This is a genomic window from Roseinatronobacter sp. S2, from assembly GCF_029581395.1.
Classification (GTDB): domain Bacteria; phylum Pseudomonadota; class Alphaproteobacteria; order Rhodobacterales; family Rhodobacteraceae; genus Roseinatronobacter.
This window is the reverse complement of record NZ_CP121113.1, coordinates 2580928-2596811: the sequence shown is the minus strand read 5'-3', so window position 1 is coordinate 2596811 and position 15884 is coordinate 2580928. Positions and strand designations below refer to the sequence as shown.

Annotated in this window: 12 protein-coding genes and 4 pseudogenes; 10 read left to right on the top strand and 6 right to left on the bottom strand. The window is 61.5% G+C overall.

All coding sequences use genetic code 11. The annotated features are described in order from the left end of the window. Positions 1-99 precede the first annotated feature (99 nt). The 3 genes from P8S53_RS12420 to P8S53_RS12410 form a co-directional block, all read right to left on the bottom strand. A complete protein-coding gene (locus tag P8S53_RS12420; RefSeq protein ID WP_277804282.1) occupies positions 100-1359 on the bottom strand; it encodes a DUF5996 family protein in 1260 nt (419 codons plus the stop codon). 98 nt (positions 1360-1457) lie between these two features. Next, positions 1458-2351, bottom strand: a complete 894-nt coding sequence (locus P8S53_RS12415; protein WP_306417926.1) for a pirin family protein — start codon at positions 2349-2351, stop codon at positions 1458-1460. 276 nt (positions 2352-2627) lie between these two features. Then, on the bottom strand, positions 2628-3545 hold the full coding sequence (locus tag P8S53_RS12410) for a LysR family transcriptional regulator (protein ID WP_277804281.1): 918 nt from the start codon (positions 3543-3545) through the stop codon (positions 2628-2630). 576 nt (positions 3546-4121) lie between these two features. Between P8S53_RS12410 and P8S53_RS12400 the strand changes: the two are divergent. From P8S53_RS12400 to P8S53_RS12370, 7 genes and pseudogenes are all read left to right on the top strand, one after another. Then, positions 4122-4602: pseudogene (locus tag P8S53_RS12400) on the top strand (DNA-binding protein); the annotation flags it as partial. 167 nt (positions 4603-4769) lie between these two features. Further along, positions 4770-5348, top strand: coding sequence for a TetR/AcrR family transcriptional regulator (locus P8S53_RS12395; RefSeq protein WP_277804279.1), 579 nt, complete (start codon positions 4770-4772; stop codon positions 5346-5348). Positions 5349-5361: 13 nt separating this feature from the next. Further along, positions 5362-5655: a YciI family protein gene (locus P8S53_RS12390; protein WP_277804278.1), complete on the top strand. Its 294-nt coding sequence runs from the start codon at positions 5362-5364 to the stop codon at positions 5653-5655. Further along, the gene (locus P8S53_RS12385) at positions 5652-6257 is read left to right on the top strand and encodes a DNA-3-methyladenine glycosylase I (RefSeq protein WP_277804277.1); all 606 of its coding nucleotides are present in this window, start codon (positions 5652-5654) and stop codon (positions 6255-6257) included. Before P8S53_RS12390 ends, P8S53_RS12385 begins: the two co-directional genes overlap by 4 nt. A gap of 307 nt (positions 6258-6564) precedes the next feature. Then, positions 6565-6924, top strand: coding sequence for a hypothetical protein (locus P8S53_RS12380; protein WP_277804276.1), 360 nt, complete (start codon positions 6565-6567; stop codon positions 6922-6924). 36 nt (positions 6925-6960) lie between these two features. Next, a pseudogene (locus tag P8S53_RS21330) lies at positions 6961-7281 on the top strand (antitoxin of toxin-antitoxin stability system); the annotation flags it as partial. Positions 7282-7669: 388 nt separating this feature from the next. Then, positions 7670-11068: an AAA domain-containing protein gene (locus P8S53_RS12370; RefSeq protein WP_277806710.1), complete on the top strand. Its 3399-nt coding sequence runs from the start codon at positions 7670-7672 to the stop codon at positions 11066-11068. Between the two features lie 362 nt (positions 11069-11430). Here the strand turns inward: P8S53_RS12370 and P8S53_RS12365 are convergent, their stop codons facing one another. Continuing rightward, a complete protein-coding gene (locus P8S53_RS12365) occupies positions 11431-12069 on the bottom strand; it encodes a LysE family translocator (protein ID WP_277804274.1) in 639 nt (212 codons plus the stop codon). A gap of 212 nt (positions 12070-12281) precedes the next feature. On the opposite strand from P8S53_RS12365, the pseudogene P8S53_RS12360 reads away from it, so the two are divergent. Beyond that, a pseudogene (locus tag P8S53_RS12360) lies at positions 12282-12680 on the top strand (replication initiator protein A); the annotation flags it as partial. A gap of 2 nt (positions 12681-12682) precedes the next feature. Beyond that, positions 12683-12896 (top strand): annotated as a pseudogene (locus tag P8S53_RS21325) (hypothetical protein). Positions 12897-13255: 359 nt separating this feature from the next. Here P8S53_RS21325 and P8S53_RS12355 read toward each other — a convergent pair. Next, the gene (locus P8S53_RS12355; protein WP_277804273.1) at positions 13256-14416 is read right to left on the bottom strand and encodes an MFS transporter; all 1161 of its coding nucleotides are present in this window, start codon (positions 14414-14416) and stop codon (positions 13256-13258) included. 28 nt (positions 14417-14444) lie between these two features. On the opposite strand from P8S53_RS12355, the gene P8S53_RS12350 reads away from it, so the two are divergent. After that, positions 14445-14972, top strand: coding sequence for an Lrp/AsnC family transcriptional regulator (locus P8S53_RS12350; RefSeq protein ID WP_373418497.1), 528 nt, complete (start codon positions 14445-14447; stop codon positions 14970-14972). A gap of 51 nt (positions 14973-15023) precedes the next feature. Here the strand turns inward: P8S53_RS12350 and P8S53_RS12345 are convergent, their stop codons facing one another. Next, on the bottom strand, positions 15024-15836 hold the full coding sequence (locus P8S53_RS12345) for a PhzF family phenazine biosynthesis protein (protein WP_277804271.1): 813 nt from the start codon (positions 15834-15836) through the stop codon (positions 15024-15026). Positions 15837-15884: the final 48 nt, after the last annotated feature.

Here is a 15884-nt window from a genome sequence, read left to right as displayed (position 1 = left end):
CCATTGCCGCGCGGCGTGGTTCCGGAAACGGCGGCAGTGACAGGGATTTACCCATCGTCCCGAATGGCTTTCCCACCGTAAAGTCCGGTCCATCGAACATCAAATTTGCGACTGGCGCAACACGTCCTGCCAGTCCGGATGGCGGTCGAACTGGGCCTTTGCGAACGGGCAGAGCGGGACGATCGCTACCTTGTCACGCCGCGCATCCTCGACCGCCTGTCGCACCAGCATCTCTCCGACCTTGCGGCCACGCAAGGCCGCAGGAACTTCGGTGTGATCGATGATGATCAGCCCGTCACCGGCACGGCTATAGGTCATTTCGGCCACGTTGCCGTCGATGACTGCGTGGTAACGCCCCTTCGATGCGCCATCTTCCCGTTCGACCGGGGCGTCCATCGTCGTGGCGGTGTTCTTCTCCTGCAACGCGCTGTGGGGTCGCACCTGGCGTGGCTGCCCCTGCGCGCATTCCAGAAGATCGCGGTCCCAGTGTCCCAGACCGGCGGCTGCCTCGTAGGTCGAGACCAGAAAAGCCATCAGGGCCTCGTCGGGATTGGCTGCGGTCTGCACGGCATCGTAGGGCAGTATGAATTCCGACAGGCCATCATGCCAGAACGCCGCATCGGGCTGCACTTGCGCGCCCCGATAACCGCCCGGCGCGGGATAGGCGTAGGCATAGAAGGCGGGAAAATCTAATCCATTTCCGCCCGGCCAGAACCCTGCCGAAGACACTTCGCGGTCATAGGCTTCCTGCGCCACGTCATCCGGCAGGGTTGGAATCCCGGCAGGGTGAAGCGGCGCGCGCCGCCCGGAAAACCGGGTGACAGCGAGATCCATTGCCCCCCAGAACAGGTGAACCGGGCTGGACTTGCCGAGAAAGGAGGTCCGAAATCTGCCCATTACCCGGTCGACCGCGACTAGGGCCTGGTGATAGCGCTGCACGGCGTCCCGGTTGTAGGGCCGGTCGCGATGATCCTCGCTGAACGGGACGGGGTTGGGCACCTCGTTTGGTGTGTCGTTGAAGGTCGGCGTGCCCCCGAGGTCGGTAATCAACTGCACGAAATTCGCGCGAAACGCCGCGACCGTGGATGGCCCGAGTGCGAATGTCGCCCTGCGGCCGTTGCCGCATGTCCCGACGACAATGTGATCGCGAAGATCAAATACGATCTCGATGCCCGGACCATCCGGGATGGGAGAGGATGCCAGGCCAGTCGGCGTGACATAGAATGTCGCGTTCCAAGAATGGTTGAGCCATGGCGTATGCGCCAGCCTGTATTTGCCGACGATCTGTAGATACAGATGCAGGGCGGAACAGGTTTCGCGCCATTCAAGGTAGTCGAGTTGGGGCCAAGTGGTGCTCATTGCATGTCGTCTCCATTCGGCATCTGTCGCTTGCGGGGACCGGTCATCAGGTCACCGGTCGCCCGCATCGCGCCCGCCAGTCATGTCATTGGCGCCGGTCAATCCGGCGCGGGGATATGTTCGTCGCGGTCATCGACCGGCAGATCGAAACGCCCCTTGCCCCACTTCGCGGCACGCCATTCGGCCTTTGCATGTTCGATGCGCTCCTTCGACGAGGCGACGAAGTTCCACCATATGTAGCGGGGGCCGGAAAAGGTGGCGCCGCCAAGGATCATGATCCGTGCGCCCCGGTCGCCCGCAGCGACGGTGATCCTGTCGCCCGGCCGGAAGACCATCATCCGGCCCGCCTCAAAATCCTGCCCCGCGACCGAGATGGAACCTTCGACGATGTAGATGCCCCGGTCTTCGTGATCGTCCGGCATCGGCAGGCGGCGTCCGGGTTCGAGTGTCACGTCGGCATAGAAGGTTTCCGACAGCATCGTTGCGGGCGCGGTCTTTCCATAGGCGCTGCCAAGGATCAGGCGGACGGACACGCCGTGATCCTCGATCAACGGCAGCGCTTCCTGCCCGTGATGTTCGAAACTGGGCGCCATATCTTCATGCGTGTCAGGCAGGGCCAGCCATGTCTGGATCCCGAACAGGCTGTTCGGCCCGCTGCGGGCCGCGGCCGAGGTGCGTTCCGAATGGGTCACGCCGCGCCCGGCCACCATCCAGTTCAGCGCGCCGGGGCTGATGATCTGATCGGCGCCGGTGCTGTCGCGGTGATGGAAGTCGCCGCGAAAAAGATAGGTCACCGTGCCCAGCCCGATATGCGGATGCGGCCGCACATCGACGCCCTGTCCGGTCAGCAATTCGGCTGGCCCGGCCTGATCGAAGAAGATGAACGGGCCGACCATCTGCCGCTTTGGCGCTGGCAGCGCGCGCCGGACCTCGAACCCGCCCAGATCGCGGGACCGTGGAACGATGAGTGTCTCAATCGCGTCGACGCCAATCTAATCTGGGCAGCCGGGGTCGAGTGCGGGGTTCCAACTCATGCGTGTCATCCTCTCATATACTCGCGACCGGCGTCGCGCCTGCCGATGCAAGGGCCTGACCCCTACGCATCCGGATCGTCCGGGCGATTGGGCGGAGCTGTCGCTTCCGCACCCAGTATGGCGATGCAACACCCCGGCGGCTAGCCACGTTACGCATTAAGCTGTGTCGCGCAAAGCGGAACGCGCCGGCCGTTTTGACGGTCGGCCACAAGCCGCCGCCGAATTATTTGCAGATCAGGGCTTTGTGCCCTTCCGGTCCTGGCGGTCGCCGCCCCAGATGGCCGGGTTGCGCGCGCAATGGTCAACCAGCGTGTCAATCAGAACCCGGATCTTTCGTGCGGGATGCAGACCCGGTGGTCTGAGGACAAAGGCGCCTGCCGGTGGTGGGGGATAGCGCGTCATGATCGGGACGAGGGCGCCTGACCCGATATAGTCATGCGTAATGCAATCAGGAAGCCAGGCGATGCCAAGCCCCGCTGCCGAGGCGGCAGCAAGTGCCACAGCGTTGTCGGCCTTGAACCTGCCCTGCGGCTGAACTGTCACGATCTTGTCGCCGTCCAGGAATTGCCAGGACTCAGTTCCCTGCATAAGCGCCTCATGGGCGGCAATCTCGTCTGGCGTCCGAGGCGAGCCGTGCGTCCTGATATAGGCCGGACTTGCGACAAGCGTTCCATGGATCGTGACGATGCGCTTCGCGATCAGGTTGGAATCCTGAAGATATCCGACCCGAAGCGCGCAGTCGAAACCCTCTGCGATGAGATCGACGAAACGATCACTGTAGGCGCTCTGGATGTGAAGGTTCGGGTGGCGATGCGCCATTTCTGCAAGTGCGGGGGCGAAGTGCGTCGGGCCGATGGAAAGCGGCATGGCGACCCTCAGTCGGCCACGCAGCCCGCCGGTCGGAAGGATTGCCTCCCTCGCCGTGTCGATCTCGGCGCTGGCGCGCGCCGCGTGGTCCCTGAACGTCGATCCCGCCTCCGTAAGTGCGGCGCCGCGGGTCGTCCGTGCAAGAAGCTGTGTGCCGAGTTCCGCCTCGATCCGGAAGAGCCGCCGGCTGACGATGGACTTCGAGACGCCAAGCCTGCGCGCTGCGGCCGATATACCCCCCGCATCGGCTACGGCGACGAATGTATCCAGATCCTCGATATCCATTCCGACGTTCCCCGTTCCGCGACACAGTTTGCCCGAGTATGGCACTACCTTATTGCCCAAGGGAACGGCAAATTGCGTGCAACCGCCATGTCAGCGTCGCCGAAGGATGCGAGAATGGAACTTCAAGTGAACTGATGCGGGTTTACCGGTGGGTGATTTTTTCAACAGTTAAGCGACTTTATCGAGTGTGTTCAGGTTTGCATAAGACATGCCCCTTCAGCTTTTGCGGGCGGGATGTAGCCGATTGGGCCAAGACGTCGACGGTTGTTATGCCAATCGACCCGTTTGAGGGTTTCCCATTTGACGTCCGGCAACGATTTCCAAGGATCGATCTGGTTGATGACCTCTGTCTTGAGCAACCCGATGACGCACTCAGCCAGCGCGTTGTCGTAGGACCCAACCGATGGATCAATGCCAGCTTCGACAAGGCGATCAGTATACCTGGTTGACAGATATTGCGATCCACGGACGCCGAGTGATGAATTGAAGCATTGCCATCAGGCGTCCCTCCTTGCCACATTGCTTGATCCAAAGCGTCAAGAACAAACTGCATGGCAATTGATGTCGATACGCGCCAGCCGCATGGACCTGCTGACCCATTGCATCAGCTTCGTCATCAACGCGCTTTACGAAAAGCCCAATCCCTATAGCGGTGGGGGTATCAGCCAGCACGGGCTGGAGGCACGTCTGTCTCAGGCCGACCGTCTGGCGCGGGCGACCGGCCTCGACATGGTTGCGGTGGGTTGGAAACCGACCGTTGGCAACTACCTCGGCCGCGTGACCAAACCGCGCAACCTTGAGGGGGTGCGCGACGGCGCGGGCGAGCGTGCCGCCGAACTGATCGGGCATCTGAAGAAGGGTGACATGGCCAAAGAGGCCGAGCGCCTGTTGGCTGCCCGAGCTGCTGCGCATGCTCGATGGTGGCGGCGAAGCCTTGGCCGTGTCGGCCATCGAGGACGAATCCGACGAACTGCCCGATTTCCTAACGGGCGATGGCGAGGAAAGCGTTCAGGCCGACGACGAAGAAGGGTTGCAGCACATGGCCGCTGCTGGATGATCCTCTGGCGGGGTGGCTTTGGTCGCCCCGTCCCGACATTTCATTTCCGCAACGCGCCCGGCCCCTGTGGCCGGGCTTTTTCTTTGGGCGGCGATGCTGAGTTGGCTTCCCGTTGACTTATTAGGACGTTTGTCCTATTTCTTCTTGACCAAACTGGATAAGCTGTAATGACCGCCTCCACCCGGACCCTTATTGTCGAAAAGGCCGATACCCTCTTCTATGAAGGTGGGGTTGACGCCACATCCTTTGCCGATATCGCAATGGCCGTCGGCATCTCGCGCGGGAATTTCTATCATCATTTCAAGACCAAGGATGATATTCTGGATGCCGTCATCACGCGCCGGATCGCGCGCACGCGGGATATGCTCGACGCTTGGCAGGATCAGGGCGATGACCCCCGCCAACGCATTGTGTTGTTCATCCGGATGCTGATCGCCAATCGCGCGAAGATCATGGCCTTTGGCTGTCCGGTCGGCACCCTGTGTTCCGAACTCGCCAAACTCGATCACGCAGCAAAGGGCAGGGCGGCCGATATCCTCGGTCTGTTCCGCGACTGGCTGACCGGACAGTTCCGCGAACTGGGTGCGGCGGACCGTGCCGAGCCCTTAGCGCTACACCTTTTGTCGTGGTCGCAGGGCGTCGCCGTCATGGCCTCAGCCCTGCGCGACGAGCCGTTCATTCACCGCGAGGTGGCCGGGATAGAGCACTGGCTGGCCAACCTGCCCGAGCTTTCCCCTTCCCCATAAGCAAGGAGCGTCAATGTTTGTCACCTTCCTGAAATTTGCGGCAAACCGTGCCGCCGCGCCTGAGTTCATGGCCGCCCATAACGACTGGATTGCCAAGGGATTTGCCGATGGCGTGTTCCTGTGTGTGGGCTCTCTCACACCCGCCGCAGGCGGCGCTGTCCTTGCCCATGGCGAAAGCCGGGAAGCCCATGAGGCGCGCATCGCGGCTGATCCCTTTGTCGCGCAAGGCATCGTCACCGCCGAAACCCATGAGATCGATATGAAACGCACCATTCCCGCGCTTGATTTCCTGGGGGCGACGGCATGAGTGCGACAATTCCCGGCCCCGACGGGCGCCCGCGCTGCCGCTGGTGCGCTGCCGCGCCAGAGTTTTTCGATTATCATGACCGGGAATGGGGGTTCCCTGTCACAGATGACACGCGGCTGTTCGAGAAACTCTCGCTGGAAAGCTTTCAATCCGGGCTGAGCTGGCGCACCATCCTTGCAAAGCGCGAGAACTTCCGCGCGGCTTTCGCCGGGTTCGATTTCCACAAGCTGGCGCAGTTTGATGAGGCTGATGTCGCGCGGTTGCTTGCCGACAGCGGTATCGTCCGGCATCGCGGCAAGATCGAGGCCGCCATCAACAATGCCCGCCGCGCCTGCGAGATCGTCGAGGCCGAGGGGTCGCTCGCTGCGTTCCTCTGGCGGTTTGAGCCGGAAGATGACGATGCTTCACCCCAGACCCGTTCAACATCCCCCGCGTCCGTGGCCTTGTCGAAAGAGTTGCGCAAACGCGGCTGGAAATTTGTTGGCCCGACCACCGTCTATGCTTTCATGCAGGCAATGGGTCTGATCAATGACCACGCCGAAGGCTGCGTGATCCGGGACGAGGTGACCAGGGCGCGGATGGCGATGCAGCGGCCGTCATAGCACTGGCCCGGCTCTGGTCGTAGGGGCCAGGTGCCAGCCCAGCTTCACCCTGTTGCCGCGCATCATGTCGGGATAGCAGGGTTCATCCCCGGCCTGATCTGAACACGATCCTGATGCCAGCATAGCGATAAGGCTGGCATGGCGAGGCATCTCGCGGCGGGTAACCGTCACTTGTCAGAGGCAAAGCACCGCCCGCTTCCATTCGCAAACCCTGGTCCGATCCGTCTCATTTTCAATCAACTCCTAAAGGGTCGGCTTAGGCGCGCGTGCCGCCCTCGGGATTCGGGAAGTGCCCGAACACCCGAGAGTGATTGCAGATCCGGTCCGACACTTCGGGCGCCTGTCGCGGGACATCTGCGCTGACCTCGACATGTCGCTGCGCTTCCATCCGCGCATCATGACCATCGAGGATCGCATGCGCGGTCTGGTTCTCGCGGGCGAAATCCGTGCTGACATCATCCACTGGCAACAGCCGGTCGCCTCAGGTGCCGAAGCCCGCCGGGCCGTGGCCGAGGCCAGCCGGTTGCGCGGTCTGGCCTTTCGGACCCCGGATACTGCCGAGGCCCGCGCCCTGCGTTTTCGCGCTGCTGTTCTGGAGGTCCGGCTGGTCGATCCTTTTTGGCGCGAGACAATCGCCGAACTGTTCCGTATGCCGCACGCGGCCTGATCGTCACCCCGTTTCGTCCATCAGTCCCGGTCCCGCACGGAACTGCACCGCATCGACGACGACTTGCAGGCGGTCCAGCGGCGCAACTTCTGCCAGCTTCGCGCCGAAGTCTGCCATCGCGGCCCCTATTATCATGTATATTGCATGGAGATCTCGGTCCCGCGCGACAGTCCATCGTATCAGGACATGACCACCGATGCCGAAGAAGCGGTCACCGAATTGCTGCGCGATCTCGCCCGCTGGCTCTATCGCAAGCTTGAGCGCGAATGCGACTATCTGACCTCGGATGAGGTGGTTGATGAGGCCATCATCGCCAACAAATACGCGTTCACCGAGTCCGGTCGCCGCTTCGGGTGACGGGTGCACAGGGCCGCAAGGCGCGGCGCTTAAGGACCGACAGTATCTACAAGCTGAATATGCAGGAACAGAACTTAGCCATGTGATCCGGCCGGTCACCGACCGGGTGCTGGCCCGTCTCGCGACAATTATGGAGAGGCTCGCTGAATGAGCGGTAGCTGGTTGGAAATAGGGGTCGGGCGTGTCTGGTGCTCGTCTGCGCACAGGGCGGGGAGCCGACTGTGAGGTTGTGGCATTGAACTCGCAACGTCCTTCGAAAGCAGCCTTTCGCTGTAGCGTTTTCGCCTGTTAACAATTGTGGAGGCAGCGAATTTTGTAACAACAGCCATGACTTATAGGATCAGGTGGGCTATCAGATGAGACGAACAAGGGAAGTGGCGCGCTGTTGATGGCATTGAGTTCGGACAATCTACTCCGCTACTGGCGAACTTCGCTTGCCGATGGAGCGCTGGGTGAAGGCAAATTCACGCAAGCAGATCGCAAGCGGTTTGTCGATGTGCCGGGCGACACCGTGAAGTCCGGTGTATTGACGGACGATGCCATCGAGCGGGTCTTTCGCGGTCAGGCATCAGCCAACACCATCGGCATTCGTCTCTGGCCTTTGGTGATGGCGCGAAAGTCGTCGCACGGGGCGACTCGCGCTGGCGGTCTACCTGAACTTGTAGCGCCGGTGGTGACCGAGGCGACGGTCGATCGGGAAGGGCGGATCACCCCCACACGGAATGCCCTGGCAAGGGATCTACTGACGCCATTGCCCTTCGGCGAGTTTGCCATCGGAACAGTTGACACGCTGGACGCTTTCCTTACCGAAACCCCACTGCCGGAGATGTCGGGCGAAGGCACCTGGCAGGAGTACCTTGTTCATTGTCGCATGATGGTTGATGCCGTTTCGCAGGGTTGGCCCCGCGGTGATGCGGATTACCAGACAATCGGGTCAGGCTTTCTTGAACTGGCCGAGGATGCGAATGCGACTGTGCGGGGTATTCTCGATCTTTATGACAAGCTTCTGACCGAGTCCCCCGTGACGCCGCTGCTGAAACAAGTTGCGCAGCCCAAGCAAGCTGCCGCGAAACCGGACCATCGAATTGAACAGGAGTTTTCTCGGCGGCTTGGCCATTCCAACTCGGACTTCCCATTGGCTGAACACCAACGGCAGGTTCTGGCTTGGCTGGATGCCTCGACGCCGGGCGAGGTGATTGCCGTGAACGGCCCGCCGGGGACCGGGAAGACCACCATGCTCCTTTCGGCCGTCGCGGGCCTTTGGGTGCGCGCCGCACTTCGCGGCGAGGAACCGCCGGTTATCGTGGCCGCGTCATCGAACAATCAGGCCGTGACGAACATCATCGACGCCTTCGGCAAGGACTTTGGCAAAGGAGAGGGGCCTTTTGCCGGGCGCTGGCTTCCGGGTGTGGACAGTTTCGGGATGTTCCTGGCCTCGCATTCCCGACGCCTGGAAGCGGCGCGGCGCTATCAGACCGAAGAGTTTCAGGTCGAGTGTGAATCAGTCGCCTACGTCCAGCGCGCCAAGGAGGCCTATCTTCAGGCGGCAGAGGCAGCCTTTCCCAAGCTTGCCAACCCTGATCTGGCGTCTGTAGTGGCAGCGCTGCAGAAGCGATTGGCAGGGGAAGTCGAAAAGCTGGCGCAGCTAGACAGCGCCAACAGCACCTACCATGCGGCCAGCGCGGCTATGAAAGCGAATCTTGGCGCCGATCCGGGCGCCACTGAGGCCGTGCACGTTGAAGAGGCCGTGACACGAAAGGCCGCTGTCGAAAAACTTCGATCTGCCCGCGCCGTCCTCGACCAGCATCTGGCGTCGGAATCCTTTCTGACCGCTATCTTTAGCTTTTTGCCATCGGTCAAAAACACGCGTGCCTTGCGGGCCCGGCTTGCCATTGGCGACCTCGTGCCAGGTTTGGAAACAGCCAAACGGATTTCGGATATAGATGAACGGGTTAGAACCGATCTTCGGGTCGCGGAGGAGGCGCTACAATCCGCCGAGCAGGCACTGGCAAAGGTCAAATCCCTGCGTCGTGATTTTCACGAGGCGGAAATGAACTGGGCAAGCGCGACTGAGGCCCTGGGCGGGGTTGCCGATTTAGATGAACTTGAACGTCGGGCCGACCTCGATGTCCGGTTCTTCCTGTTCCTTCTGGCAACGCATTACTGGGAAGGTCGCTGGCTTCTGGAAATGGAGGCTGACCTCGCTGGGATCGTTGCGTCCAAGGCGAAGAAAGGGAAGGCGAGCGTCATCCCCCGTTGGCATCGCCGGATGATGTTGACCCCATGTGCTGTGGCGACCTTTGCCAGCCTGCCGGGCAAGATGACCTATACCCGCCGCGACGGGGGCAAGTGGGCGACCGAGTACCTCTTTGATTTCATCGACCTCCTGATCGTCGACGAAGCCGGGCAGGTCTTGCCCGAAGTTGCGGGGGCCTCTTTCTCATTGGCGAAGCGCGCCCTCGTCATCGGTGACACCCAACAGATCGAACCGATTTCATCGGTGCCCCGACCGGTGGACGTGGGCAATCTTCGAAGCAGTGGCCTTCTTGCGAGTGACGCAGAGATCGATACCCTTGCGGGTCGAGGGATCTGTTCGACCACCGGCAGCGCCATGCGCCTTGCGCAACAAGCAAGCCGGGTGTCGCCGTACCCGGACCTTGAGAAGGGTCTCTACCTGTTCGAGCACCGGCGGTGTTACGACGAAATCATCAGCTTCAGCAATGCCTTATGCTATAAGGGAAAGTTGCGGCCGTTGCGCGGCAAGGTCCCAACAGACGCTGGTCTTCCAGCGCTTGGCTATCTGCACATAGACGGTCGCGCCTTTGCCGCGGGAGGCAGTCGGGCCAATCCACTCGAGGCACAAACCATCGCCGCGTGGCTTGATGCTAACCGCGCTGAGCTGGAAGCCCGATACAGCAGGCCCTTGGAGCAGATCGTCGGCATTGTCACCCCCTTCGGCCGACAGGTCCGCGAAATTCGGGAAGCCTGTGCTAGCCGCAGGATCGCGGTCGAAGGGCGCGAAGGCATGACCATCGGCACAGTTCACGCGCTGCAAGGCGCCGAGCGACCCGTGGTGATCTTCTCGCCCGTCTACTCCAAACACGCAGACGGCGGCTTCATCGATTCCTCGCCCAGCATGCTGAACGTGACGGTCTCTCGGGCAAAGGACAGCTGCCTTGTATTCGGCGACATGGACGCTCTGGCAGCGGCGCAAACCGGATCACCAAGGGCGATCCTCGGCGACTTCCTGTTCGCATCAGAGGCAAATGCACTTGAGTTTGCGGCCGAACCGCGAACGGACCTGAAGCAGGATAGCGGTCAGATTCAGATGTTGCGGGACGCGGTTGGGCATGATGCTTTCCTTCTGGATGCGCTTTCCGCCGGTGGGCGCCGCTACACCATTGTCAGTCCGTGGGTGATTGCAACCACGATGGAGCGCGTTGGGCTGCTGGCCGCTTTCGAAGCCGCGGTCCGGCGCGGGGCTGAGATCGACGTCTTCGCCGATCCGCTGCTCAACATGGGCCAGGCTGCTGGTGGTGTGACCCAGATGGAAGCGGTCGAGAAGGCGTTCTCAAGGATCGGGGTCAGGCTACACAAGCTCCCGAAGCTGCACAGCAAGATCGTGGCGATCGACACAGACCTTCTTTGCATCGGGTCATATAACTGGCTTAGCGCTGATAGACATGGTCAGTATGCGCGACACGAGACGTCGTTTGTTTATCGAGGGCAGCATCTGGAGGAAGAGATCAGCACCATCTTGGGCAGCTTGAAGCGCCGGGAGAAGTAGCGGTCCGATCGTTCAGCTGCATTGTTATCGGGCATGCTGTTCTTGGCACTTCGATTGCGGGCCCGGTCTGACATCGATCGTGGTTGGCTGGTGTATCGGGACAGGGGCGCCGGAGTGAGAAGAAGCCGGCAGGCCGAATTGACTATGAGCTGCGAGCTCGCGTTGTTATCTGACCGCCCCTGCGACCAGCCCGTGTGCGCCGAGAGCGCGTATCCATAGATGTCGCGCGCGCCCGCGCTCTCCCCTGGAAATAGCTGGGAGAGCGTAGGATGAGATTGGTCGGAATGGACGTCCACCGGAGCTTTGCGCAGGTGAGCAGGCGCGTTTGGGGTATCCTATGATATCTCAGCTTCGCCCCGATGTCAGGCTGCGGCCCGCTTCCAGCCTGCTGCCAATGCGCCTGCGCCAATCATCAGCGAGCCACCAACGCGGTTGACTGCCCGCTGTACGCTGGGCTTGCGGATCGATTTGCGGGCCATCGATGCCAGCAACGCGTAGAACGCCGCATTCAGGGTCGCCAGAAGCAGAAACGTTGTCTCGAAAATGACCATCTGGGGCAGCAAGGGCTGCGCCGGGCTCATGAACTGGGGCAGGAAGGCCACGAAGAAAATGATGCTTTTCGGGTTGAGTGCCGTGACGACATAGGTGTGCAGGAAAATCCGCAGCGGCCGTTCTTTCGGCAGGTTCTCGGTATCCGCGCTGGCATGACCGCTCGACACCGGTGCCCGCCAAAGCTTTATGCCAAGGTAGATCAGATAGGCTGCCCCGATCCATTTCAACACAGTGAACAAGGTGGCCGAGGTCGCAAGCAGCACCCCGAGGCCGAGCATGGACGCCGTCATGGCAGTAAAATCACCAAGCGCAACGCCTGCAACTGTTGCGCGTGCCGCCTTCCTGCCATGTCCGAGCGCATAGGAGATTACCAGCAGGATCGTAGGGCCGGGAATGGCCAGCAAAACCGCAGATGCTGCCGCAAAGGCCAGCCATAGTTCAAAAGACATCACGTTTCTCCTGTCGTTGGTTCGAGAAATCCATAGACCCGACGAAGATACAAGGCCTTTTCACAAGGCCTGCTTTAGTTCCTGGCGGTGTCATAGCGGCAGTCACCTCAACCTCCGATCCGCGTGGGCGGGTGTTGCCAGCCAAGCGTCAGCCGCTCCCGAACGCTCTACAATCCGGTCGCTGCATGCGCTGACGACAGACCGGTTTTTTCATGAGGGCACGACATCAATCTCGTTCCGAGCGTGGACAGCTTGAGCTGTTCAAGGCGCTCCCGGGCGATTTCGCGCCGCGAGACACGCAGGATCTCATGGCCTATCCCTTCTTTTCCCTCGCCAAATCAAAGCGCATTGCGCCGATCGACGTCGAAGCTGGCAGTGTCTCTCTCCGGGTCGAACCCGTCCCGGATCATGGCATGGCCACCATTTGGGACGCGGACATACTGATCCGGGCGGCAAGCCAGATCGTCGAGGTGCGCGATGACGGGCTTCGCACGTCGAAGCTTATGACGGCGGCACCATTCCGAATCCATACCTATGTCGGGCGCGGGACCGGTTCGCGTGATTACCAACGCCTGAAGGCTGCTCTTGACCGGCTGCAGTCCACGACGGTTCCATGACGCTGAACATGGAGAAACGCGGCTTTGCAACGCGACCGATCGGCCCCGATGGCTGGATCAGGACCGGTGATATGGCACTTAACCGAAAGGCTGTAGACTTCACTGCGCGGTTGACCATAGACATCACCCCAGCGCGGCATGACCGTCGCCGACATGCTGCGCGAGTTGCTCGCGCGGGAATTTCCCGATGCTGAAGGAGATGGTTCATGACCGGAAACTCTGCACCCTCTAGGTGTTTGATCCCATGGTTTTTTGGGGTTCGCGCATAGCATCATCGAGGACACGCTGATCGTCATGGCACTTGGTGCCGATGTCAGTGGTGTTTTGCTGGGGCGGCTTGTTTTTGCGGTGTTAGCCACGGCGGCGGTTGGCGCTGATATCCGGTCAATCTCAGATGAGAGCTTCGCCCGTTGGGCGTTCCGGGCGCCGGACGCAGCGGTGAAAAGCGCGTGACCGGTGGGGGGCATCCGCCGCCCCGGCCTTGATGCAGGCTTGAACGATCATCGTCATCTCCGACAGGGGCGAGTTTCAGAATAGCAGGCCGGAACGTCAATGAAGCCGTAAAGCCACTATATCGCCTTTCGACTGACAACCGCCCCCGCAACAATCAAGGCCGCGGCAAAAATGGAGACGGCCGCAAAGCCAAATCCTGCATAGATTGGCCCCATGACAAGCGGCCCGGCAAAAACCGCCGAATAGGTCACGGCGCTGTTCAGCCCCATCACGGCCCCGCGCGCCTGTGTTGCATGCCGGTTCAGAACGATCATCAGCGCGTTCAACCCAAGCTGGTTGAGAATACCCCAGATCATGGCGGCCGCGAAAGCCAGCACCGGCGTTGCCAGCGCAACGTGCCAGCCCGCATAACTGGCCGCGATACCGGACAGGGCCAGCAGGACATAGGTGCGGGTGATGCGCGGTGCGATCATGCCCAGCCCCAGCCCCGCCAGACCAAACCCCAGCCCATAGGCCAGCACGAACAGCCCGGTGCCTGAAGCCGACAGGCCGAAGGCATTGCGCACGCCTTCGCCAAAGAAGGCGAAGCTGCCGTAGAACGCCGTCATATAGGTGAACATCACCACAAGCAGCAAGGGCACGCCCGGCAACCGGGCCGCGCGCCAGGGCGGTGTGCGTGACGGGGCCGCGGTTTTCGTGCCGCGCAGCGCCAGCATCAGGCACAGGCCCACCAGCGCCGAGAGCCCGGACAGAAGGGCATAGACCATCCGCCAGCCGAACTGTTCGGTGATCAGTGCCGCCAGCGGCACGGCGAACACCAGTGACAGCGCCCAACCCGTCAGCACGACCCCAAGGCGCGCAGACTCGCGCCCCGTCGGGGCCGTTGCAACCGCCGTTGCATAGGTGCCGGGCAGAAGGATACCCACCGCAACCCCCGCGCCAGCCTGCGACAGGCAGAGCCAGAGCCATCCCTGGCTCAGCCCGCTTGACGCCTGCGCCAGTGCCAGCAGCAGTGCCGCCCCACCCAGAACCCGCCCGGCCGGGATGCGGTCGATCAGCCCGGCCAGTGTCAGTGCCGAAACCGCCGTGGCCGCCCCGAAAGCCGAGATTGCCCAGGCGATGCGAAAGGGTTCGCTCGCCAGCCCTTGCGCAACCTCTGACAGGATCGGGCTGAGAACGAACGCATTCGATCCGACCAGCAACACTGCGGCAAGCAGGGCGGTGACCTGAAAGTGCTGAATTTTGTTCGGATTAATGGCGTGTTCATGGTATGTCATACGGCTAGTGGCCCCGGATTCGCGGGCAATGCAAATGAAAAACATGATGGCAAAGATGAAAACGAATGGTATTCGGCAAAACGGCATACATCCCTCGGGCCTCGACCGGACGGACCGAATGCTGTTAAGGCTGCTGGCCGAACGGGCGGACCGGTCCTATGCTGAACTGTCAGAGTTGGTGCATCTGTCACCCCCGGCGGTGCATGAGCGGGTCAGGCGGTTGCGCCGCGACGGCATCATTCAGGGCACGGTCGCAAAGCTTGACGGTGAAAAGATCGGCTGCCCGCTGCTGGCGTTTATTCATGTCACGACCGAAGGCTGGGGCATGACCAAGCCGGTCCATGCGCTGAAGGAACTTGCCGATGTGGAGGAAATTCACACGGTCACCGGCGCGGCCTGCCTGATCCTGAAGGTCCGCAGCTCTGGCCCTGCCAGCCTTGAGAAGCTTCTGTCGCGCATTCAGGAAGTGCAGGGCGTCCGTTCAACCCAAAGCTACGTTGCCCTTGGGACCTATCTTGAACGCGGGCCGATGCCCGAGGTGCCTGAGCCGTTGTAGACCTGCGACGGGATGGATTGGCGGCCTGATGAGCCTTCGCCGGGATGCCGTTCAGATGGCCCGCGATGTGGCATCCGGCAAGGAAAGGGTGGCTTCCATATAGGTCACCGCGTGGCCGTTCAGAAAAACCCGGTCGGCGGTCAACTCACAGTCAAGCCAGCCGCCGCGTCTGGAGGCTTGATAGGCCATGAGCCTGTCGCGGCCCAGCTTCGCGGCCCAATAGGGCACAAGTGTTGCATGGATCGACCCCGTGACCGGATCTTCCGGGATACCCGCGCCGGGGGCGAAGTAGCGCGAAACGAAATCCGCCCGCGCGCCTTCTGCCTCCTGCCCGGTCACGACGAGGCCAACCGGGCCAAGCCCGGCGATTGCGGTAAGGTCGGGCATGAGGTCGCGCACGGCATCGGCACTGCCGAGATCGACAAAGATATTCTCGAAGTTGCGGAAGATCCGGACGGGCGGAGCGGCAAAAATCCCCGCCAGTTCAGGCGGTAAGGTGTCGACAGGCTCAGGCGGCAGGCGCGGGATATCAAGCCGGTATCCGCCATCCCCTTTCGACACGCGCAGCTCACCGACGCGGGTGTGAAAGACAAGCGTGGCCAACGCCCCGTATTGCGTGAACAGGACATGCGCTGTCGCAAGGGTGGCATGGCCGCAGAAATCCACCTCATGCGCGGGGGCGAACCAGCGCAGATCCCATGCCCCGTCGGTGCGGGGTTTGGCAAAAGCTGTCTCGGCCAAGTTGTTTTCCTGCGTGATCGCCAGCATCAGATCATCCGGCAGCCAGTCATCCAGCACAAGAACAGCGGCGGGATTTCCGGCAAAAAGCCGGTCGGCGAAAGCATCAACCTGATACATCCGCATGAGAATTCCTTGCCTTTAGGTTGCCTGTTCCAGTGATGTGAGCGGGTG

Bases quoted from the DNA above. Each gene is read 5' to 3' on its own strand.
- P8S53_RS12420 (WP_277804282.1), bottom strand. From the start codon at position 1,359: ATGAGCACCACTTGGCCCCAACTCGACTACCTTGAATGGCGCGAAACC.
- P8S53_RS12410 (WP_277804281.1), bottom strand. From the start codon at position 3,545: ATGGATATCGAGGATCTGGATACATTCGTCGCCGTAGCCGATGCGGGG.
- P8S53_RS12395 (WP_277804279.1), top strand. From the start codon at position 4,770: ATGACCGCCTCCACCCGGACCCTTATTGTCGAAAAGGCCGATACCCTC.
- P8S53_RS12390 (WP_277804278.1), top strand. From the start codon at position 5,362: ATGTTTGTCACCTTCCTGAAATTTGCGGCAAACCGTGCCGCCGCGCCT.
- P8S53_RS12385 (WP_277804277.1), top strand. From the start codon at position 5,652: ATGAGTGCGACAATTCCCGGCCCCGACGGGCGCCCGCGCTGCCGCTGG.
- P8S53_RS12370 (WP_277806710.1), top strand. From the start codon at position 7,670: ATGGCATTGAGTTCGGACAATCTACTCCGCTACTGGCGAACTTCGCTT.
- P8S53_RS12365 (WP_277804274.1), bottom strand. From the start codon at position 12,069: ATGTCTTTTGAACTATGGCTGGCCTTTGCGGCAGCATCTGCGGTTTTG.
- P8S53_RS12355 (WP_277804273.1), bottom strand. From the start codon at position 14,416: ATGACATACCATGAACACGCCATTAATCCGAACAAAATTCAGCACTTT.
- P8S53_RS12350 (WP_373418497.1), top strand. From the start codon at position 14,445: ATGCAAATGAAAAACATGATGGCAAAGATGAAAACGAATGGTATTCGG.
- P8S53_RS12345 (WP_277804271.1), bottom strand. From the start codon at position 15,836: ATGCGGATGTATCAGGTTGATGCTTTCGCCGACCGGCTTTTTGCCGGA.